The sequence below is a fragment of the Thiocapsa sp. genome (genome assembly GCF_018399035.1).
Classification (GTDB): Bacteria; Pseudomonadota; Gammaproteobacteria; order Chromatiales; family Chromatiaceae; genus Thiocapsa.
Genome location: NZ_CP073760.1, coordinates 4,664,153 through 4,683,868, shown reverse-complemented (window position 1 = coordinate 4,683,868; position 19,716 = coordinate 4,664,153). Strand labels below are relative to the sequence as shown.

Annotated in this window: 19 protein-coding genes and 1 pseudogene; 9 read left to right on the top strand and 11 right to left on the bottom strand. The window is 63.7% G+C overall.

What is annotated here, in order from left to right; all coding sequences use genetic code 11:
- Window positions 1-184 precede the first annotated feature (184 nt).
- On the bottom strand, window positions 185-2,587 hold the full coding sequence (locus tag KFB96_RS21355; RefSeq protein WP_300971740.1) for a DEAD/DEAH box helicase: 2,403 nt from the start codon (window positions 2,585-2,587) through the stop codon (window positions 185-187).
- A gap of 301 nt (window positions 2,588-2,888) precedes the next feature.
- Between KFB96_RS21355 and KFB96_RS21350 the strand changes: the two genes are divergently transcribed.
- Both KFB96_RS21350 and KFB96_RS21345 read left to right on the top strand, forming a co-directional pair.
- Window positions 2,889-3,752 (top strand): Uma2 family endonuclease, encoded by an 864-nt coding sequence (locus KFB96_RS21350; RefSeq protein ID WP_213461160.1) that lies wholly within the window; start codon window positions 2,889-2,891, stop codon window positions 3,750-3,752.
- A 113-nt stretch (window positions 3,753-3,865) separates the two neighbouring features.
- The gene (locus KFB96_RS21345) at window positions 3,866-4,879 is read left to right on the top strand and encodes a class 1 fructose-bisphosphatase (protein WP_213461158.1); all 1,014 of its coding nucleotides are present in this window, start codon (window positions 3,866-3,868) and stop codon (window positions 4,877-4,879) included.
- 71 nt (window positions 4,880-4,950) lie between these two features.
- Here KFB96_RS21345 and purT read toward each other — a convergent pair whose 3' ends face one another.
- The 4 genes from purT to KFB96_RS27075 form a co-directional block, all read right to left on the bottom strand.
- Window positions 4,951-6,135 carry a formate-dependent phosphoribosylglycinamide formyltransferase gene (purT, locus tag KFB96_RS21340; RefSeq protein ID WP_213461156.1) on the bottom strand — a complete coding sequence of 395 codons (1,185 nt, stop codon included), beginning with the start codon at window positions 6,133-6,135 and terminating at the stop codon, window positions 4,951-4,953.
- Window positions 6,136-6,290: 155 nt separating this feature from the next.
- Complete coding sequence (locus KFB96_RS21335; RefSeq protein WP_213461154.1) at window positions 6,291-7,154, bottom strand: hypothetical protein; 864 nt, start codon at window positions 7,152-7,154, stop codon at window positions 6,291-6,293.
- Window positions 7,151-7,837: an SOS response-associated peptidase gene (locus KFB96_RS21330; RefSeq protein WP_300971739.1), complete on the bottom strand. Its 687-nt coding sequence runs from the start codon at window positions 7,835-7,837 to the stop codon at window positions 7,151-7,153. Before KFB96_RS21330 ends, KFB96_RS21335 begins: the two co-directional genes overlap by 4 nt.
- A complete protein-coding gene (locus KFB96_RS27075) occupies window positions 7,753-8,679 on the bottom strand; it encodes a hypothetical protein (protein ID WP_300970674.1) in 927 nt (308 codons plus the stop codon). The genes KFB96_RS21330 and KFB96_RS27075 overlap by 85 nt, the downstream gene beginning before the upstream one ends.
- Window positions 8,680-8,885: 206 nt before the next feature.
- On the opposite strand from KFB96_RS27075, the gene KFB96_RS21325 reads away from it, so the two are divergent.
- The 7 genes from KFB96_RS21325 to KFB96_RS21295 all read left to right on the top strand — a co-directional run bounded on the left by KFB96_RS21325 (window position 8,886) and on the right by KFB96_RS21295 (window position 15,756).
- Complete coding sequence (locus tag KFB96_RS21325) at window positions 8,886-10,250, top strand: NAD-dependent succinate-semialdehyde dehydrogenase (RefSeq protein WP_213461151.1); 1,365 nt, start codon at window positions 8,886-8,888, stop codon at window positions 10,248-10,250.
- Between the two features lie 27 nt (window positions 10,251-10,277).
- On the top strand, window positions 10,278-10,655 hold the full coding sequence (locus KFB96_RS21320; RefSeq protein ID WP_213461277.1) for a PD-(D/E)XK nuclease family transposase: 378 nt from the start codon (window positions 10,278-10,280) through the stop codon (window positions 10,653-10,655).
- Window positions 10,656-10,882: 227 nt separating this feature from the next.
- Window positions 10,883-11,089, top strand: coding sequence for a DUF6516 family protein (locus tag KFB96_RS21315; RefSeq protein WP_213461275.1), 207 nt, complete (start codon window positions 10,883-10,885; stop codon window positions 11,087-11,089).
- 8 nt (window positions 11,090-11,097) lie between these two features.
- Complete coding sequence (locus tag KFB96_RS21310; protein ID WP_213461150.1) at window positions 11,098-11,454, top strand: MarR family transcriptional regulator; 357 nt, start codon at window positions 11,098-11,100, stop codon at window positions 11,452-11,454.
- An 895-nt stretch (window positions 11,455-12,349) separates the two neighbouring features.
- The gene (locus tag KFB96_RS21305; protein ID WP_213461148.1) at window positions 12,350-14,428 is read left to right on the top strand and encodes an ABC transporter substrate-binding protein; all 2,079 of its coding nucleotides are present in this window, start codon (window positions 12,350-12,352) and stop codon (window positions 14,426-14,428) included.
- Window positions 14,429-14,620: 192 nt separating this feature from the next.
- Window positions 14,621-15,370, top strand: coding sequence for a transposase (locus KFB96_RS21300; RefSeq protein ID WP_213461146.1), 750 nt, complete (start codon window positions 14,621-14,623; stop codon window positions 15,368-15,370).
- The gene (locus KFB96_RS21295; RefSeq protein ID WP_213461144.1) at window positions 15,310-15,756 is read left to right on the top strand and encodes a hypothetical protein; all 447 of its coding nucleotides are present in this window, start codon (window positions 15,310-15,312) and stop codon (window positions 15,754-15,756) included. The genes KFB96_RS21300 and KFB96_RS21295 overlap by 61 nt, the downstream gene beginning before the upstream one ends.
- 184 nt (window positions 15,757-15,940) lie before the next feature.
- Here the strand turns inward: KFB96_RS21295 and KFB96_RS21290 are convergent, their stop codons facing one another.
- The 6 genes and pseudogenes from KFB96_RS21290 to KFB96_RS27070 all read right to left on the bottom strand — a co-directional run bounded on the left by KFB96_RS21290 (window position 15,941) and on the right by KFB96_RS27070 (window position 19,544).
- Window positions 15,941-16,210, bottom strand: coding sequence for a glutaredoxin domain-containing protein (locus KFB96_RS21290; RefSeq protein ID WP_213455620.1), 270 nt, complete (start codon window positions 16,208-16,210; stop codon window positions 15,941-15,943).
- Between the two features lie 53 nt (window positions 16,211-16,263).
- Window positions 16,264-16,836 carry a hypothetical protein gene (locus KFB96_RS21285; protein WP_213455618.1) on the bottom strand — a complete coding sequence of 191 codons (573 nt, stop codon included), beginning with the start codon at window positions 16,834-16,836 and terminating at the stop codon, window positions 16,264-16,266.
- Window positions 16,837-17,426: 590 nt separating this feature from the next.
- Window positions 17,427-18,467, bottom strand: coding sequence for a copper resistance protein NlpE N-terminal domain-containing protein (locus KFB96_RS21280; protein WP_300971737.1), 1,041 nt, complete (start codon window positions 18,465-18,467; stop codon window positions 17,427-17,429).
- A gap of 191 nt (window positions 18,468-18,658) precedes the next feature.
- Window positions 18,659-18,820, bottom strand: a pseudogene (locus KFB96_RS21275) (alpha/beta-hydrolase family protein); the annotation flags it as partial.
- Window positions 18,821-18,838: 18 nt separating this feature from the next.
- Window positions 18,839-19,327 carry a transposase gene (locus KFB96_RS21270; protein ID WP_300970667.1) on the bottom strand — a complete coding sequence of 163 codons (489 nt, stop codon included), beginning with the start codon at window positions 19,325-19,327 and terminating at the stop codon, window positions 18,839-18,841.
- A gap of 7 nt (window positions 19,328-19,334) precedes the next feature.
- Window positions 19,335-19,544 carry a transposase gene (locus KFB96_RS27070; RefSeq protein ID WP_300970665.1) on the bottom strand — a complete coding sequence of 70 codons (210 nt, stop codon included), beginning with the start codon at window positions 19,542-19,544 and terminating at the stop codon, window positions 19,335-19,337.
- Window positions 19,545-19,716: the final 172 nt, after the last annotated feature.

The following is a 19,716-nucleotide window of genomic DNA, read 5'->3' as shown; positions in this document are numbered from 1 at the left end:
GTCGCTCCGACGGTAATCACGATCCGACTCGGAGTCAACGCAACGGCTCGACTCCTCGCCACGCGCCGAACCCGGCCTCGGAACGATTCAAAATAACCATAAAAGGTAGGTTGGGCAAAGCGCAGCGTGCCCAACCCGCGCCGGCATCGCGGGGAGCCGTTGGGCACGCTGCGCTTTGCCCAACCTACGACTGATGCCGTTCACGCATCTCTACACCTTGTTCTTGAACCGTCACCGACCGGTGAACGCCGACCACGCCCAAGAGATCGAGCACCTTCAAGGCCGCCTGACGCGGCGTGACGGCGAGATCCTCGTCGCCGCGCAAGACCGGCCCGACACAGGCGGGACAGCCGGCGGTGCAGCCGCAAGCGGCGACCAGATCACGGGCGTCGGCCACCAGCAGCGCCGCATCGTCGTAGAGCGGCGCGGAGAGTCCGACGCCGCCCGGATAGTTGTCGTAGAGAAAGAGCGTCGGCTCGAAGCGCTGGCCCGACATGGGATCCAACGGCGCGTTGTCCGGTCCGCGCATCTGGCCGCGACCCTCGGCGCCGACGATGGCGAACCAGGTCCCCTGCCCGTCTCCGACGGAGCGGCCCAGGTCATGGATCTCGGCCATCGACCGCAGTGCGGCGACATGGTGCAGCGCGTAGGCGGCGCCGAGAAAGCCGTCGATCGCCTGCTGGCGATCCGGCAACGCGGCCTCCAACGCGGTCGGCTCGACCTGCCACCAGACCGCCGTGGTGTGCATCTCCTGATCCGGCAGGTCGATGTTGCCGTAGCCGATGTTGTCGTGGCTGTAGTAGCGGATCTTCTTGTAGCCGGGATAGCGTCGAACCAGATGGACCTCGCCTTGCGCCGTCGCGCCCTGGCCTTGGGCGCGGCCGTCGAACCGGGCGAGGATCTTGAGCCGCGTGTAGTCGATCGCGTCGGTGTAATAGTCGGCGCGGGTGCGGGTGACGAACGCCTTGCGGCCGGTCCAGTCCAGACGCTCCACCTGGTAAGGCTGGGACTGAATCATGTAGATGGCGCCCTCGTAGAGCGTGCCGGGGGCGCTGCTGTAGTCGACCTCCGCGATGACCGTCCGGGCACCGCCGGTGGTGTCGATGACGACGAAGTTGCCCTCGGCGACCGAGCGCAGGGAGACGGCGTTGGCGGGATAGCTGTCGGCGACCCAGAACCAGCGGTCGCCCTGATGCTGGAGCAGACCCTCGTCGCGCAGATAGCTCAGCATCTCGCCGAGATCCTCGGCGCCGAAGGACTCGCGGTCGCGAAACGGCAGCTCGAAGGCGGCGCAGCGCACATGGTCCATGAGGATCAAGAGCTGGTCCGGATGGATGCGCGCGTGCTCCGGCGAAGCACCGAAGAAGAACTCGGGATGGCGCATCATGTACTGATCGAGCGCGTCGCTGGTCGCGACCATCACGCCCAGGCTGGGTTTGAGTCGCCGCCCTGCCCTCCCGAGGCGCTGCCAGGTCGCGGCCACCGTCCCCGGATAGCCGTTCAGGATGGCGACATCCAAGGCGCCGATGTCGACCCCGAGCTCCAGCGCCGAGGTGCTGACCACCAGATCGACGGCACCGGCGCGCATGGTCTGCTCGGCGCGACGGCGCTCGCTCGGCAGATAACCGCCCCGATAGGCGAGCACGCGCGGCGGCTTGCGCGGGTCGCGATCGAAGACATCCTTCAGATATTTGGTGATGACCTCGACCATCAGACGGGAGCGCGCGAAGACGATGCTCTTGAGCCCAAGTTTGGCCGCGGTGCGCGCGATCCGCGTGGTCTGGGAGCGCGCCGAGGCACGGATGCCGAGATCCGGGTTGATGACCGGCGGATTCCACAGCAGGAGATGTCGCTCGCCCTGCGGCGCGCCGGACTCGGTGACGGCCGCGACCGACGCGCCGCAGAGTCGCTTGGCCAGCTCTGCGGGATTGGCGATGGTGGCCGAGGCGAAGATGAAGATCGGCTCCACGCCATAGAAACGGCAAACTCGCAACAGTCGCCGAAAGACATTGGCGACGTGCGAGCCGAAGACACCCCGATAGGTGTGCAGCTCGTCGACCACGATGTAGGCCAGCCCCTCGAAGAACTGCGCCCACTTGGTGTGATGGGGCAGGATCGCCTGATGCAGCATGTCCGGATTGCTGAGCACGATATCGCCGCGCGTGCGCACGGCCTTGCGGGCATCGCCGGGCGTGTCGCCGTCGAAGGTGAAGGCCTTCACGCCCGGTCCGCCGGCGGCCTGGATCGCACGGCTCAGCGCCGTCAGCTCGGCGGCTTGGTCCTGAGCGAGCGCCTTGGTCGGAAAGAGATAGAGCGCCTTGCGGCCTTGCGAGAGCACCGCATCGAGCACCGGCAGGTTGTAGCAGAGCGTCTTGCCCGAAGCGGTCGGCGTGGCGACCACGAAGTGCCGCTTGGCGCGGGCCAGATCCCAGGCTTCGCGTTGATGGCTGTAGAGGCGCGCGCGACCGTCGGCCCGCAGTGCCTCGGCAAGCGAGGGTGCGAGATCGTCCGGAAGATCGAGCCAGCGCGCGGACCGCGCGGCCTGAGTCGACTCGCCGGCGATCCGTCCCCGATAGCCCTTGAGCAGATGGGCCTTCAGACGCGTGACAGGCTGAGCCTCGGACGGCGGGGTCGCGACGATCGTCTCTTCGCGGGCAGCGCGGGTCGGTGGATCCGAAAGAGGCACGCTGTCGATTTCGCTCAAGGGGGTTGGCTGATGGGGTGCGCCGGATACGGCACGGGATCCAATGAACCCTGATCATCCCCCGGACATCCGGATCCTGCAACCTCGCCGGTTGGGTTGATATCGATGCAGGCGCGCCGGACTCGAAAACTGCTAACCTGTTGGGCACGCGAAGATGATCGGTTTAACGGAGGTCGGTTTCACCATGTCCACGCGCGCAGCCGCTCAAGCCGAGCAGTACCCACCGACACCTGAAACAGACCGCGTTCAACCCGTCTCGCAGGCGGGTCGCCTGGTCACGGAGGAGGAGTACTGGCGCGACTACTACTTCGAATCGGACATCCACTACGAGTGGAACAACGGTCGCCTGGAGGAGAAACCCGTGTCCGATTACGGCACTTACCTGGTCTATGCCTGGTTCACGCTGCTCCTGCAACACTTTCTGAGCGCCCGGCCGATCGCCAAGATGGTCGCACTGGAGCTGGGCTTCAGGTTGCCGCTGCCCACCGGGACCGTAATCCGCAAGCCGGACTTCGGCGTGGTGCGCAACGACAACCCACAGCCGCTGTTGTATTTCGACGCCTCCTATCACGGCGTCTTCGATCTCTGTGTGGAGGCGCTGTCCGAGCGAAAGCCCGCAGGCATCGTGCGCGACACCGTGACCAAGAAGGCCGAATATGCCGCCGGCGGTGTCAAGGAATACATCATTCTGCACCGCGAACCCGACCGTCAGGCGTTTTACACACTGACCACTGCGGGTGTCTACGCCCCCATGGCACCCGAGGAAGGCGTGATCTACTCCCGCGTCCTGCCCGGCCTTCAGTTCCGGCCGGATGATCTGATCGCGCAGCCCTCGCTCGAGGCGATGCGTCGTGACCCGGTTTACGCCGCATTCGTGCTGCCGGGCTGGCGCGAGGCCGAGGAACGCGCCGCGGCGGAGGCCCGACGTGCCGAGGCCGAGACGCAGGCACGCATGGCGCTCGAGCAGCGTCTGGATCAAGAGATTCAGGCGCGCAAAGCGGCCGAAGAAGCGCTCGCGCAACTCCAGGCGAAACGGCCCGGGCGCTGACCGACCGAACCAGCCTTTTCGCAACCTCGCGCCGGGTTTATGGCAGGACCGGAAAACCCTATACTGCCGATAGATTAAAAGCGCTCGACGAGCCCGTAACCAAGAGGACACCCATGCACAACGGCACGACCATCACCCAGTTCATCATCGAGGAGCAGCGCCACGTGGCCGGCGCCACGGGCGATTTCACGTCCCTGCTCAACGATATCGTCACGGCCTGCAAGGTCATCAGCAACATGGTGAACCATGGTGCGCTGGTCGGCGTGCTCGGGAGCGCCGAGAGCGAGAACATCCAGGGGGAGACCCAGAAGAAGCTCGACATCCTCACCAACGAGGTCTTCATCAAGTCCAACGAATGGGCCGGGCATCTGGCGGCGATGGCGTCCGAAGAGATGGACACCATCTACGACATCCCCGCCAAATATCCGCGCGGCAAATACCTGCTGACCTTCGACCCGCTCGACGGCTCCTCGAACATCGACGTCAACGTCTCGGTGGGCACCATCTTCTCGATCCTGCGCATTCAGGGCGGCGACGCCGCGCCGAGCGAGCGTGATTTCCTCCAAGCCGGCACCCAACAGATCGCCGCCGGCTACGCGCTCTACGGGCCGTCCACCATGATGGTCCTGACCACCGGCAACGGCGTGAACGGCTTCACCCTGGATCAGAACATCGGCGAGTTCATCCTCACCCACCCGAACATGACGATCCCGACGGACACGCGCGAGTTCGCGATCAACGCCTCGAACATGCGTTTCTGGGAGCCCCCGGTACAGCGTTACGTTCAGGAATGTCTGGACGGCAAGGACGGTCCGCGCGGCGATGACTTCAATATGCGTTGGATCGCCTCTATGGTCGCCGAGGTGCATCGCATCCTGACCCGTGGCGGCGTCTTCATGTATCCCATCGACAGCAAGATGAAGACCAAGGGTCAAGGCGGCAAGCTGCGCCTGCTCTACGAGGCCAACCCCATGTCCTTCATCGTCGAGCAGGCCGGCGGCGGGTCCATCACGGGTACGGAGCGCATCATGGATCTGCAGCCCGAGTCATTGCATCAGCGGGTCCCGGTGATCCTGGGCTCGAAGAACGAGGTCGAGCGCATCCTCGGGTACCACAACCAGGGATAAGCGCCGGTCTGCCGGATCGCCATCCTCGGTCGTCCCCGCGACCGAGGATGGCGATCCCACACCCTACCCTCTCAAGCCAGCTCGATCTCGACCGCCTCCGCAACACGCCGGGCCTTCTCCCGAGCCTCCTCCAGCGTCTCCCCGCGCGCCAGCGCGACACCCACGCGACGCTTGCCGTCGACCTCCGGCTTGCCGAACAGGCGCAGGGCCGTGTCCGACTCCGCGAGTGCGCGATCCAAACCGCCGAAGCGCAGATCTCGCGACCTCCCCTCCGCCAGGAGCGCCACCGATGCCGAAGGGCCGAGCTGCCTGATCAGCGGTACCGGCAGACCCAGGATGGCCCGCACATGCAGCGCGAACTCCGAGAGATCCTGCGAGATCAGCGTCACCAACCCGGTGTCGTGCGGACGCGGCGAGACCTCGCTGAACCACACCTGATCGCCCCGCACGAACAACTCCACGCCGAAGATGCCCGTACCGCCAAGCACATCGGTCACCGCACCGGCGATCTCCTGCGCACGGGCCAGCGCGCCGGCCGACATCGGGTGCGGCTGCCAGGATTCGCGGTAGTCGCCGTCGATCTGCAGATGTCCGATCGGCGCGCAGAAGCTGGTCCGGACCCCGTGACGCAGTGTGAGCAGGGTGATCTCGTAGTCGAAGGCGACGAAACCCTCCACGATCACGCGACCCGAGCCCGTCCGCCCGCCCTGCTGCGAGTAATCCCAGGCGGCCTGCACCTGCTCCGGACTGCGCACGGTGCTCTGACCCTTGCCCGAGGAGCTCATCACCGGCTTGACCACGCAGGGCAGACCGATCGCCTCGATCGCGGCACGGTAGCCGGCCTCGTCATCGGCAAAGCGGTAGGGCGAGGTCGGCAGGCCCAGCTCTTCGGCGACCAGCCGACGGATGCCCTCGCGGTTCATCGTCAGATGCGCAGCGCGTGCGGTGGGCACGACATGACGGCCCGCGGCTTCGAGATCCAGCAAGGTCGCCGTGGCGATCGCCTCGATCTCGGGGACGATCAGCGCCGGATCCTCCTCCGCCACCAGTGCCGCGAGTGCGTCGCCATCCAGCATGTTCACGACATGGCTGCGATGCGCGACCTGCATCGCCGGCGCGCCCGGGTAGCGATCCACGGCGATCACCTCCACCCCGAAGCGCTGCGCCTCGATGGCGACCTCCTTACCGAGCTCGCCCGAGCCCAGCAACATCATGCGGGTCGCGCCCGCGGCGCCGGGTGTTCCGATTCTGGTCATGCGTGTGCTCCGGGGTTGGCTTCGGTCGCATGATACATCGGCCGCAAGGTCGGTCTCCAAGGGACCACATGCCTCCGCGCAACGATCCGAAAACAATCGGCGCGATTCCCTCACCGTGTCAATAACGCGCGACTCATTGATCGCGGACGAGCCGATCACAGCGCGACGATCGACGGCTCCGGAGCATCCACGGCCTCGATGGTCTTGATGACACGCACCTTCCAGACGCTCGCCCAACCCAGCTCGATAGTCTGGCCGATCTCAAGCCGATCCATCCAATCACGATCGAGGATCTGTAGGCGCTGCGTCCCGTCGACACCCTGCCAGGGGCTGACCTCGGCGAACATCCAGTGGACGATGCCGGCCTTATAGGGCTTGCCGATCGTTTCGATGGCCAGCACCGTGACCTGATCGCGATGGACAATCGGGGCGATGCGCAATGTGCCGCCCCAGAAGAGATGGAAGAACCCCAACGTCAGGCACAAGTACACGACCAAAGCGGATGTCGGCAAGGCTACCGTACCCGCCGTCGCAGCGGGAGCGGCTCTCGGCCCGACCGCCACGGCAAAGAGGACGACGGCCACCCAAGTCGGCAACAGCACAGTCAGCAGAAACAGCCAAACCCAATCGAGCGGTGGGGCATCGGGGCGCCCGCCGCCGAGATCAGGCAAGCCCGGCAAGGGTAGCCGGATCACGGCCACCGTCATCACCAGGCCGATGCCGAGCCACAAAAATGGGGGAATCCTGAGCGACGGCGATGCCGCGTCCGACACCGATGGCGTCCTCAGCCAGGGCAGTCGTAAGAGCAGCAGATAGATCGGCGCGGCGACAAGAAGTGCCCCGAAAAAGGCCAGCTTGACTTGCAGAGCGGTCCCCGAGCCCTCCTCCCAGAGGAAGAACCGTGTCTCCCCGTCGACTGCGATCGCCGGCGCCATCCAAGACCAAGACAGCACCATGAAGCCGATCATGATCCCGACCGCGGCGAGGACGGTCAGGGTCCGTCGAACCCCGTCGTTCATACCCGCGCCCGCCCCGACGGATCATCGCCCGAGCGATGCGCCGGGGACGGGTGACTCACCTCCGCAATGAGTTCCTGCCCCTCGTTGCGGACATTCCCCACCGCGCGAGAGACCGGGCGCATCGCAAGCCGCTCCTGCGGAAAGGGCATCAACAGCTCCGAGAGCCGAGCCGGATCGGTCGTGCGGTCGAGCCAGAGGTCCACGACCTCGGGCGCCAAGATCGCCGGCATCCGGTCATGCAGCGGCTGGATTCGGGGATTCGCCTCGGTCGTTACAATGGTAAAGCTGTCGATCGCCGCTGCGTCCGCGGGGCGGGTCCAGCGCTCCCAGAGGCCGGCGAAGGCCAGGATGGCGCCGTCCGGTGCATGGATGAAATAGGGCTGCTTGCCGTCCGGGCGCTTGGCCCACTCGTAGAATCCGTCGGCGGGAACGATACAGCGCCGTGCTCGGTAGGCCGCCCGAAAGGCCGGTTTCTCCGCCAGCGTCTCGGCGCGGGCGTTGATCAGTCGGGCGGCGATCGTCTCGTCCTTGGCCCAACTCGGCAGCAGGCCCCAGCGCAGGGCGTGGAGCACCCGCTCCCCGCTCGGACGCTGACGGATCACCGGCAGCCATTGCGTCGGGGCCGCGTTGTAGCGCGGGGCGAGACCCTCGCTCTCGAGGGCGGCACCGAAGAGGTCGGCGATGGCATCTGCCGGGCTGTATAGCGCGTAGCGTCCGCACATGGGCGGGGCCTCCTGGATCGGTATTGGGTTGCTCGGACGCCTGCGCGACCGCCCGAGTCACCTGTGGTGTGCAGTCCACTGCCCCCTTTTGGACGACGATCCCTGAAGAGGCATCGGCGCGCGGAGCAGGCTTGCATTCTCGGGCGACTTCCGCGAAAGGCACGACCACGATATAGAGGCAACGTGGAGGCGATGTAGAGGCGACTCAGGACCGCAGCAACCCTCGAGCGCGCACCACGACCGCGTTTTGCGGCGTCCTCGGTCCATTCAGAAATGGCGGCAAAGATCTCGCCGAGCGGCCGGTCCGGCTCGGCCGCGGAGTCCTCGGACTCCAACCCGTCGATCCTCAAGGGACGCACCCCGCTGCCGAGTCGATCGCGGAACAGGGGCATGAAGGCGGCCGCCTGCAGCATCGGCATCCTGCGCGTCCGATCGTCCCCGCTGCGGCGGTAGCCTTGATGCAAGGCTTCGGCGGTCGTGTTGGCGTGGATCGCGATGATGCCCGGTTGCCGCAGGAGCAGCTCGCCGGCGGCGAGGATGATCGCCGTCCAGAGCGTCTGCGGGTCGACGCCCTGCCGAAGCGCCGCGGCGCTCACCCGAGCGGTGTCCGTGGCGCTGCCCTCTCGGAAGGTCGCAAGCAGATCCGGCAGCGCCGTCGGCTCGGGCGTTCCGCTCTGCCAGTCCGACGGGAGGGTCCCGGCGAGCTCGAGATTCTCCCGCCAAGGCCGATCGGCGGCCAGGTCGTTCTGCGCGGGGTTGGGCTCGTCGTCGTGGTTCTGCAGTGCGTTGGTCAAGGATCGCATGAGCGGCTCGGCGTCCGACCAACCCAATGTGTGCAGTAGCCGATGGCAGTTGGTCGCCGTGATCGCCCTGTGTCCGATGCTGCGGAAATCGCGTGCGGCATAACAAGGCGGCCGGATCGAAAGCGCCCGGGCACACTCGGCGCCGTTGCGGTTCAAACCGGAATGGGGCCATTCTCGGAACCGACCGAAACGGAGGAGACAAACCGATGCCATTGCAATCGATCAACCCCTACACCGGCGAGCCCCTGGAGCAGATCGAAACGATCGACGAGACCGCGCTGGAGGCCGCACTCGACGCCGCGGCGCGAGCCGCATCGGCGTGGGGATCGCGGCCCGTCGCCGAACGCGCGCGTCTGCTGCATGAGGTCGCCGCGCTTCTGCGCACCCGAACGCGGGATTTGGCCCGGTGGATGACCTTGGAGATGGGCAAGCTGATCGGCGAGGCCGAGGCCGAAATCGGCAAGTGCGCGCTGGTCTGCGACTACTATGCCGAGAACGCCGAACGACTGCTTGCCGACGAGCCAATCGCCTCCGATGCCTCGCGCAGCATGGTCGTTCATCAGCCGCTGGGCCCTGTGCTCGCCGTGATGCCGTGGAACTTCCCGTTTTGGCAGGTGTTTCGCTGCACCGCACCCGCAATCGCGGCGGGTAATCCGGTCCTGCTCAAGCATGCCTCGAACGTCCCGCGCTGCGCCTTGGAGATCGAGCGACTGTTCGAGGACGCGGGCGCCCCGGACGGGATCTTCAGCACGCTACTCATCGATGCCAGCCGCGCGGAGGGTGTCGTCGCCGACCCGCGCGTGCGCGGCGTGAGCCTCACGGGCAGCGACGCGGCCGGCCGACGGGTCGCCTCCATCGCCGGCGAGCACCTGAAGCGGACGGTGCTCGAGCTCGGCGGCTCCGACGCCTTCGTGGTGCTGGAGGACGCCGACCTCGACGAGGCCGTCGCGACCGCCGTGCGCTCGCGTTTCTTGAACGCCGGCCAGAGCTGTATCGCGGCCAAGCGATTCATCGTCGTCGACGCAATCGCCGAGGCGTTCGTCGCGCGCCTGCGCACCGCCATCGAGGCACTGGTTCCGGGCAATCCCCTGGACCCGAAGACGACCTTGGCACCGCTCGCGCGTGCGGACCTTCGCGACACACTCCATGAGCAAGTGGTGGCAAGCCTCGACGCCGGGGCACGCCTGATCCTCGGCGGACAACCCCTGGACCGCCCCGGCTGGTTCTACGCGGCGACCTTGCTCGACGCCGTCGGGCCCGGCATGCCGGCCTACGACGACGAGCTGTTCGGGCCCGTGGCGGCCGTCCTGCGCGCGGCCGACGAGGGCGAGGCGCTCGAGATCGCCAACGACACCCGGTTCGGGCTCGGCGGCAGCGTCTGGACCCGCGACAGTGCGCGCGGCGAGCGCTTTGCACGCCGGATGGCGTGCGGATGCGCCTTCGTCAACGGACTGGTCAAGAGCGACCCTCGCCTGCCCTTCGGCGGGATCAAGGAGTCGGGTTACGGGCGCGAGCTCGGCGCCTCGGGCATCCATGAGTTCGTGAACGCCAAGACGCTGTGGATCCGGTAGGAGCCTGTCGGCCCGGGCAGCCGCCTTATCAATGCCCCGCCCGACCAATACGCTCCCCATAGGCACCGCCCCATCGATCCCAAGGTCGCCTGCGTCTTTAAGACCCTGTTCGGGTCCCACCACCATCGCGACCTGCTGATCCACTTCCTCAATGCGCTGCTCGCCGAGGATCTCGCCGCCCCGATCACCGCCGTCGACATCCTCAGCCCCAAGAACGAGCCCGAGACCCTCGAAGCAGGCGGCTACGATTCGGCGCACATCGCCATCTCTCTCCGGCCCGAGCGCGCACGGGCGCTGTGCAAGACGGACAGGCCCGTCTCACCCATGGGCTGGAAGACCTGTACGGCGGGTAGACCGGATGCGCTTGACACGACCGACAGGTTATTATGGTTTCCTACGCCATAACCGGGTTTTGCGTCGTGCCGGTTCATGAAGGCGCGTCAACTCTTCCGCTACAAGGCCGGTCAGGGTGATCTCATCTGCGAGATGGTGATCTGGAGGCTGCCAGGCCGGCCTCGCTCGTAAGGCCGGCCACCCAAAACATCAGTCGCTCGTGACACCCGCTCTGCGGTGTCACGCATGCCCCTGGCGCTCTGCGCCACGTGCCACGATGGCCGGAGTGACGAGCAAGGCTGCCAGGCCCGACAGCGGATCGGCCTCACGGCCTCGAGTACAGACTCTTCTGCGGACGCTCGGGGGTGTCGCTGGTGCGCTACGACAACGAGACGGGCAAAGGCGATCATCGGCATTACGGCGACCGGGAGGAGCCTTACGGATTCTTATCGGTGGAGCAATTGCTTGCGGATTTCAGAAACGACTGCGCGCATCTCGGCGGCTGAAGGTGGGAATGAACAAGATCGAGATCAGTGTATTGAGTCCGCAGGCGGCCCTAGGCGCGTTCGCGGACACCTGGCATGAGATTCAGGCCGGTGGAGAGACGACGCCGAAGCTCGCCTTTGGCCGCCTCCGGGAGCTGTTTTCCGCCATCACTGAGAAGAGGTTGGAGCTTCTGCGCCATGTCGCCTCGCATGAGGGACTCAATGTCCGGCAGCTCGCTCGATCACTCGGCCGCGACTACAAGAACGTGCACACGGATGTCACCGATCTCGTGGAGCTCGGGCTCCTCGACCGCGCCGACGACGGCGCCCTGTTGGCGCCCTACGACGAGATCCTGATCCATGTCGGCATCCGCGACGCGGCCTGAGGCCACCGGCCTTCAATGGGATGGGTGACTGCTGGAAAAAGGTGTCAGGTTGAGTTGATCTAAACCGCGTCCAGAGCGAGATGCTCATCTTCGAGCGCTTGATCGTTGAAATCGTCCGCGTGGGCCACCGGAGCTCCGTATATCGAGCCTGATTCCCTCGCGCGGTTCGGGACTAAAGAACCTTCGAGGACCCACGCAAGCGCGATTCGGAATGATCTGGCCATAGCGTCAACTCAGCCCAGAGACGCAGGTTTTCAAGACCTGGTCCTGCGCTACTCACGGGAACGCAGGAATACAAGATCTGATCCTGCGCTACTCGCCGCAGCGGATCATGGGGAGCGGAGATGTGGGTAACGATGTGATGTACAGCGGCATGCCGACCAGCCCGATCTAGAACCAAGGTCGCCACGCCGTTACCGCATCCAATCTCGAGGATCCTCTCCGGTTTAAATGGCAGTGCCGCCAGTGCTTGCTCAGTCGTCTGCGGTGACTCGGGTCCCCAGTAGTCCAGCTGGGAGAAAATCTCGGGAAACGCCTCGACGTTCGGTGACGGCTGCCTCACACTGCTCGCGCTGGCATACATCCCGATTCGTCGGCATCTCCATGTCCGCGCAGGCACCAACCCGTACGATCCGAAGGACGCAGATTACTTCCGGCAGCGGCGCGCAGCCAACCACGCGTTCCTGCTTCACGGGGTCTGGCCCTTCTCATGATCGGCCCTGCCCCTTCCCCTGACACGACCGGGTGCTTCACGGCGCCTTTCCAAGGCTTGAGCCGTATGCGGTGAAAGTCGCACGTACGGTTCTTAGGGGGCGGTTCTTAGGGGGCGGGGCGGCGGTAACGTCGCCCTGCTACCCGACCCCATGAGGCTGATGAACACGGTTAAAATCACATCATGTTGATTTCGCCCACTCGATTCCGCCTCTTCCTTCGGTTCGCCCTAGTTGTAATCCTTATTTTTCCGGGCGGATGGCCTCCGCTTACCCATGCGCTGGATGCGGTAACGCTGCAACTCAAATGGAGCCATGCCTTCCAGTTTGCCGGCTACTACGCAGCAAAAGAAAAGGGTTACTACCGTGAAGCAGGTCTGGATGTGACAATTCAGGAAGCCTCTCCGGGTGATGATCCGCTAAAAATCGTACTGGGCGGCAAGGCGCAGTATGGCGTGGGGAACAGTAGCCTGATCTTGGCGCGTCATTCCGGCCAACCCGTGGTGGTTTTGGCGGCGATTTTTCAGCATTCGCCGTTGGTCCTTATTGCTCGCCGACAGGGGCCTGTCCAAGCAATCCACGATCTGGCCGGCAAACGCCTGATGATCGAACCGCAATCTGACGAGTTGTTGGCCTATCTCAAGCAAGAGGGCATACCGCTGGCGAGCATCGCCCAGATCGAGCATAGCTTCAATCCGCAGGACCTGATCGACGGCAAGGTAGATGCCATCTCCGCCTACGTGACTAATGAACCCTATTATCTGGATCGTGCGGGCTTCGCTTATCACACCTACACGCCGCGTTCCGTCGGCATCGATTTTTACGGTGACAACCTATTCACCACTAAACAAGAATTACGGAATGATCCCGCGCGCGTAGAGGCTTTGCGTGTCGCTAGCTTGCGCGGCTGGCAATACGCGATGGCGCACCCAGAAGAAATTGCGGATCTGATTGTGGCCAAATACTCGCAGCAGCATGAGCGTGAGTTTTATTTGTTTGAAGCCAAGCGCATGGCCGCTCTTTTGCGTACCGATTTAATCGAAATTGGTTACATGAACCCAGGCCGCTGGCGCCATATTGCCGACACTTACGCTGATCTCGGCTTGTTGTCGGAAAACTTTTCCCTCGACGGATTTATCTACAACGCAAAATCAGAGCGTGATCTGACATGGCTTTTCATCGCTGGCATATTGCTGGCCATCGTAAGCAGCGTCACTTTCTACATTCACCGGATCAACAGACACCTCAGCCAAGCGATGGTCTCGAGCCAAAAAAATCACGAGCTGCTCAGGGCCAGCGAAGAACGGCATCGACTTTTGGCAGATAACGCCACAGATGTCATTTGGATGATGGACCTCGACGCTCGATTCACCTATGTCAGCCCGTCAGTTGAGAAACTCAGGGGCTACACCAGCGACGAGGTCATGCAGCAGTCACTGGCGCAAGTATTAACCGCGACGTCGATACCGATTGCGGAAAAAGCACTGAGTGAGTCCATCACTGCAATGGCGGCGGGCCAGGCGTTTGTTGAGTTTCGCGGCGAACTAGAACAGCCTTGCAAAGACGGATCAACCGTCTGGACCGAAGTGACTACCTGCGGCATGAAAAACGCGGCCGGTGAGTTTATTGGCATTCTCGGCGTGACGCGCAATATTACTGAGCGCAAACAGATGGAAGATCATGTACGTCAGTTGGCCTTTTATGATTCGCTCACGAGGCTACCCAATCGCCGCCTGCTCAATGACCGCCTGAGTCAGACGATGGCAGTCAGCAAGCGTTGTGCTTGCTATGGCGCACTGATGTTCCTTGATCTCGATAACTTCAAGCCGCTCAACGACAAGCATGGACATGTGGTAGGTGACATACTGTTGCTTGAGGTCGCAAATCGATTGAAAAACTGTGTACGCGAGACTGACACGGTGGCTCGCTTCGGTGGCGATGAGTTTGTCGTGCTGGTCGGCGACCTGATGGCGGAGAAAACTGACGCTCGAGTTCAGGCAAAACATATTGCGGAGAAAATTCGTAGTTCGCTAGCACAGGCTTATTTTTTAACATTCGCGCGCGAAAGTGGTGCCGAGACCACCGTCGAACATCATTGCACGGCAAGTATCGGTGTCGCGCTATTCATCCATCACGAAGCAAGTCAGGACGACATCCTCAAGTGGGCTGACAAAGCGATGTACCAAGCCAAAGAAGCAGGACGCAATCAAATTAGGTTCTATGACGTGCGCGACGATGGCGGATACCTGCCGCTGAGAAGTTGATTGCGTGACTTATTCAACGACAATTACATTGTCAATTCCAGGGACAGTTTACCTCGACTTTGGCCATTTCCGGGCCTAGGCGGGAAGGCCGCGAGGTGCCCGGAGCGATGGTGACGGACCCGATGGATTTGGCGGCAGAGGGCCGCGGGCGGTATCGTCCGATGTCGACCAAAACCTCGGACCTGCCCGCGAATGTTCCCTCTGCCAGCCTCGATTGTATCTGTTCTGCAGCCCTTTGCCTGCCTGTTCACCGCTCCGACCCTGGCGCATCTGCATGTCTTGCTGACGGGAACGCTGCTGGCGCAAGGGCCGCGCACGGTGACGGCAGCGCTGCGGGCGGTGGGGCTGAGCGCGGAGCGGCGCTTCGAGCGTGACCACCGGGTGCTGAATCGGGCGCGCTGGTCGTCGCGCCAAGGGGCGCGGATTCTGCCGGGGTTGTTGCTCGGGATGTTGCCGGCGGATGTGCCGATCGTGGTGGCGGTCGACGAGACGCTGGAACGGCGCAAGGGCGCGCGCATTCGGGCGAAGGGGATGTATCGCGATGCGGTGCGCTCCTCGCGCAGCAAGGTGGTGACCTGTTTGGGGCTGGAGTGGATCTGCATGGCGTTGTTGGTGCCCGTGCCGTGGAGCAAGCGGCTTTGGGCGCTGCCCTTTCTCACCCGCTTGGCGCCGTCGAAACGGGCCGACGAGGCGGCCGGGCGGCGCGGTCCCAAGCCGAAGAAAGGCGGCGTGCTGGCCAAGCTCGCCACGCGCGAGGAAGAGACGCGCACCCGGGGCGAGGAGGTCGCGGTTCAATGGTATGGGAAGCCCAAGACGCTGCGCCTGCTCAGCGAGGTGTGTCTGTGGCACACCCGGGATGACCGCCGTTGCCGATTCCCCGGGTGCTCGTGGTCGATCCCGACGGTCGGCTGCCGACGCAAGCCTTCTTCACCACCGACCTGAACATGGCGCCGGCCCGCGTCGTGGAGCTGTTCGTCCAGCGCTGGTCGCTCGAGGTCACCTTCGAGGAAGTCCGCCGTCATCTCGGCGTCGAGACCCAGCGCCAGTGGAACGATCTGGCGATCGCACGCACCACGCCGATGCTGATGGCGCTGTTCTCGCTCGTCTGTCTCATGGTCTACCGGTGGCGCGAGCGCCGGGACACGCTGCCGCGCTCCGCGGCCTGGTATCTGAAGTCCCAGGCCACCTTCTCCGATTGCCTGGCCCTGGTGCGGCGCACCATCCGGGCCGAGGAGAATGACGCCAACTCACCGCCCCAGGGGGAGATGGTCCTAATGTCCTCCAAGCGCCTCGATCGCCTGCTGGAGCAGCTCGCGGCGACCGCCTAAGATTGGCCAAAGTCGAGTCTAAGATTCGCTCATCTGACTTCCGCCGATCTTTCCGCACTGCGGCACCGGCCGAGATGCGGCGGAAGGGTCCGTTCTCGACCCCGAAGCGGACACCCCCACGAACCGCGTGGGGGTGTCAGGAAATATCACACCCCTCTCGCGGACGTCAGTCTCGAATCCGGGATTAAGACTGCTCTTGCAAACCCATTAGCTTCCGCAACCGACCGTCGGCCTCCAGCATCATCAACTCCGCTTCTCCTCCGAGATGTTCATCGTTAATGAATATCTGGGGGTAGTACTTGAGCCCGCAGCGCCGGAACATCTCGTCTTTCTCAAGCGGCATCAAATCGATCAGATGGTCGACATATTCGATGCTGTATCGGTCCAACAGCGCCCGAACGTCAACGCATTTCCTGCAGCTGCTTGTGCCGTATATCTCTACTTTTGCAGTCATTCTGATCTCGAATTAGAGAAGCGATCGTGTCGCGAAAGGAGATGTCGATCGGACTACTTATCGGTGTCTGCGCGGTCACTCTCTGCACCGGCCCCTGACAACAGGGAATTGATGTAAGGCGCATAGAGCAGCACCTGGCCTTGCGCAATACCGAGCTCATTGAATGCTTCCGCGACGCGTTGCAGGCAGTGCGGAATATCCGGCGTCTGCTTTAGCTCCTCCAAGGCAGCAAGCAATGCCTCGATCTCCTGCGGGTCCACGTATCTCCGCAGCATATCAATCGATTCGGTGACTCCGTCGACGTTGACATCGACGCCTTTATCCGGGACGCGAAGCCGGCCGAAATCCTCCTCGATGATCCGTCGCCGCATAGTGCTCACGAACTGATTAAAGGTCTCCCTGTCCGGCTCATCGAGAAACAACTCAACCAGTGGCTCTCTGTTCACCTGGCTGACAAACGAAAGCGTCGAACCCGATATCAGAGGCTCAGGGTCCAAGACGTACAAAACGACGCTCAAAGACTCCGTTCTGAGCGGCGACTTGATGATGTACCGAACCTCGTCATCGACAAGCTCAAATTCCCGAGAACCTTTGATCGCATGCTTCTGCGCGAGCCTTGTAGTCATGGCGTACGGTAATGTCCGATTTACAAGCTCTGTACGGAGCTAGGTTGAGGGGAAGGGCCAAATGGATCTTGACTTTCGTAAAGGTGGTTCTTGCCTGCCGGAATTCACCGGCATACCCCTTGGCTTGCTCACCATACCGCAGCTTCGCCTGAACTGCGCCTACGTCGCCGGTGCCGGTTCCTCGTGAGGCGCAGCCTCCCGGAAGCCCCACCTTCAGAGACCGACCGCAACGAGCGTAGGCAGGTGGCCGGAGCAGCGCCGGTAAACGGCGCTTCGGGCCGACCCCGAGAAATGAGTACACGCGGAGATAAGAGACACCTGATCGGCCGCCCCCGCATCAGACCGCAAATCCGCCCGAGCCGGCTCGCGGCTGTCAGGAAATTTTACACCCCGCTGAACACGCCCATTCCAGTTGGGGCAGCAACCGACCCTGAGCGGTCTCCCAGGCCCTCGGCGTGAGCGACCGAAGTCGATAGGCTATCGGACCCACCGAGGCCGCTGGACCCGGAACAGCCTGCCTGCGGACTTGAGAGGGCGACCGCGCCGGAGCAGCTGATCCCGTGTCCGCACGCGCGTCCCATCGCAAGGCGTCAATGTGCGACCACCTCCGACTCGACCACCAGGTCCAGCACGTAGATCGGCCCCTGCGGCCTAGCCGGCCCGGCCACGGGCTCGAAGCGCTTGACGCGCAACACGTTGCGGATGCCGGGTTGGTGCTGATAACCCTCGATGTCCGCGGTGAAGGCCTGCCATTCGGAGGAGGTGCCTACCCGCAGTCCCTGCTCGTCGAAGCTGATCTCGCGCACCTGCAGGCATAGGCCGTCGCCGCGGATCGACTCCTCGCATTCCACCGTTTCGGCGGCAACTTCCAGGAAGATTGTGGTCGGGGCCCCGAACCGTGCCTCCGGTGTGAGTTCTCCCGTCAGCACCAACGCGTCGCCGGCTTTTGTGAGAAGGACCAGCGTGGGCTGCACGCCCCGAACCAGGACCGTTTCCAGCGGCTCGGCCAACAGCGCCGAGAGTGCCGCATCCGCTTCCATCAGCGGTGCGGGACAGGCCATCATCGTGCTGATCGTGCCGGTCACGTCGAGCCTGTCGTCGGCATCGATCGCGAAGGCACCACGAAATCCGTTGCAGCCGCCCGGCGCGTGCAGACGCGATCCGGCGAAGTGGAAGACGAAAGATCGCTCTGCGTCGGGGAACAGGGCGTCGATAGGCCGATTGGCCGCGTCGGTCGCATCGACGAGCATCCAGCGATGGTCCTCGAGCATGTCGCCCAGATCCTGCCGGGTACTGCGCCAGGCCGGAGAGGACTGCGGCAGCGTGGCATCGGCCCTGTCCCGGGCCGGCTGTGTCTGCCCGGTTTCCAGCAGCAGGAGACGCCCCTCGCCCACGGCGAAGCGCTTCCCGCCCCCTTCGGCATCGAGCACAATGGTGTTTCCGGAAGGCTCCCAATCGAACTGCCCCTGTGCAGAGGAGGGCGCTGCGTCACGAACGAGCGGCCTGGTAACGATCTCGAATCTGCCATCCGGTTCGAGGGTCAGCTGCGTGTGGATGCCTGCGCAGTCCGCACAGGCCAGCAGGCCCTCGTAAATGCCCGCCCAATCGAGCGCAATACGGCTCGTGTGCATGTCGATCACCGGGGCAGAGTCCGGCTCCGCGGATGGCGCCGCAGGAAGATCGGTGGTCTTTTCAGGTTGACAGTCGGCAAGGGCGGCTGCAAACAGGGCGAGCAGAAGGTATCGCATTTCCGTCGGACCCCATGAAACAGAGAAAGCGCTGCAATGCGCCGATCGGCCCCTGAACTGGTCAGAGGCCCCCACTACTTGAACAAACCTCGCAGCCGTTCCAGTTCCGCCTCGCTCCAGCCCCCGGGCTCGGTCAGTGCGAGCCAGGCGTCGATATAGTGGCCCGGAGCGTACTCGTGACCGAATCCCGTGGGCGCGGTGCCGACCATCATGTCGGCCGCCAGCTGGAGCATGCAATTCCATGGACAGTTTACCTAATCCCGTTTCAGCAGCTCCAAGAGGTCCCGGGTATGAGACTCCCGTCGCGCTGCCTTCGGCCCGGGCTTTTTTCGCTTGAGCGGACGCCGGAGGCGTTGCTCCGGATCTTCGACAAAGGAATCCGGACCGAGCGGGCGGCCGGTGCCGGAATGCGCGTGTAGTACATCGGCGATGTCCGGGGCGTCAGGCTCGCCGATGAAGCGATCCCAGTCGGAGATCAGCTCCAACAGCGGACGCACGCTCACGAGCTCGTCGTCAGCTCCGGCCAAATGGGCCCGGGCACTTGACCACGGCCAGTCCTCCGGCCCTGCACAGAGCCGCGCGCGGACGGGATTGCGCTCCACAGACCTCGCAGCGGCGATCAGATGCCGCTCGTCCATCACGAACGAGTGAAAACGCTCCTGCCAAAGATGCCCTTGCCAGCCTTCCCGGAAATTGATCATGCGCGTGTAGCGACGATGCGCCTCGCCTAGCGCGTCACGCAAACCGAGCTCATCGCCCGGGACCAGGGATCAGGTGTACATGATTCGGCATGAGGCAGTAGACCAGAACCTGCGTGCCGCACGCTCGACAGGACGTCGAGAGCAGTCGCCGATACTCGGCATAGTCCTCGTCGCTAAAAAAGGTCTGCTGGCGTCGATTACCGCGCTGGGTCACATGATGCGGAAGCCCCGGGACAACCACTCTTGGAAGTCTCGCCATCGGTCGGTCAACCCCTCGTCACAAAAACATCACTTTGTGTTCTAACCGATCCGAAGCATCTCGTCTAGGGTATTAAGGCGATTTCCGGGAATGATCATCCCGGCCGTGCGTGTTGCCAATGCTTACCGGGCGACTAAAGTCGCCCCTTGTATGTTCTGTTCTGAAGGGATTG

Coding starts and splice junctions, on each gene's coding strand:
- KFB96_RS21285 (WP_213455618.1), bottom strand. CDS start 16,836: ATGACTACAAGGCTCGCGCAGAAGCATGCGATCAAAGGTTCTCGGGAA.
- KFB96_RS27075 (WP_300970674.1), bottom strand. CDS start 8,679: ATGCGATCCTTGACCAACGCACTGCAGAACCACGACGACGAGCCCAAC.
- KFB96_RS21300 (WP_213461146.1), top strand. CDS start 14,621: ATGTTCCCTCTGCCAGCCTCGATTGTATCTGTTCTGCAGCCCTTTGCC.
- KFB96_RS21290 (WP_213455620.1), bottom strand. CDS start 16,210: ATGACTGCAAAAGTAGAGATATACGGCACAAGCAGCTGCAGGAAATGC.
- KFB96_RS21335 (WP_213461154.1), bottom strand. CDS start 7,154: ATGAACGACGGGGTTCGACGGACCCTGACCGTCCTCGCCGCGGTCGGG.
- KFB96_RS21350 (WP_213461160.1), top strand. CDS start 2,889: ATGTCCACGCGCGCAGCCGCTCAAGCCGAGCAGTACCCACCGACACCT.
- KFB96_RS27070 (WP_300970665.1), bottom strand. CDS start 19,544: ATGGCGAGACTTCCAAGAGTGGTTGTCCCGGGGCTTCCGCATCATGTG.
- KFB96_RS21280 (WP_300971737.1), bottom strand. CDS start 18,467: ATGCACACGAGCCGTATTGCGCTCGATTGGGCGGGCATTTACGAGGGC.
- KFB96_RS21310 (WP_213461150.1), top strand. CDS start 11,098: ATGAACAAGATCGAGATCAGTGTATTGAGTCCGCAGGCGGCCCTAGGC.
- KFB96_RS21345 (WP_213461158.1), top strand. CDS start 3,866: ATGCACAACGGCACGACCATCACCCAGTTCATCATCGAGGAGCAGCGC.
- purT (WP_213461156.1), bottom strand. CDS start 6,135: ATGACCAGAATCGGAACACCCGGCGCCGCGGGCGCGACCCGCATGATG.
- KFB96_RS21325 (WP_213461151.1), top strand. CDS start 8,886: ATGCCATTGCAATCGATCAACCCCTACACCGGCGAGCCCCTGGAGCAG.
- KFB96_RS21305 (WP_213461148.1), top strand. CDS start 12,350: ATGTTGATTTCGCCCACTCGATTCCGCCTCTTCCTTCGGTTCGCCCTA.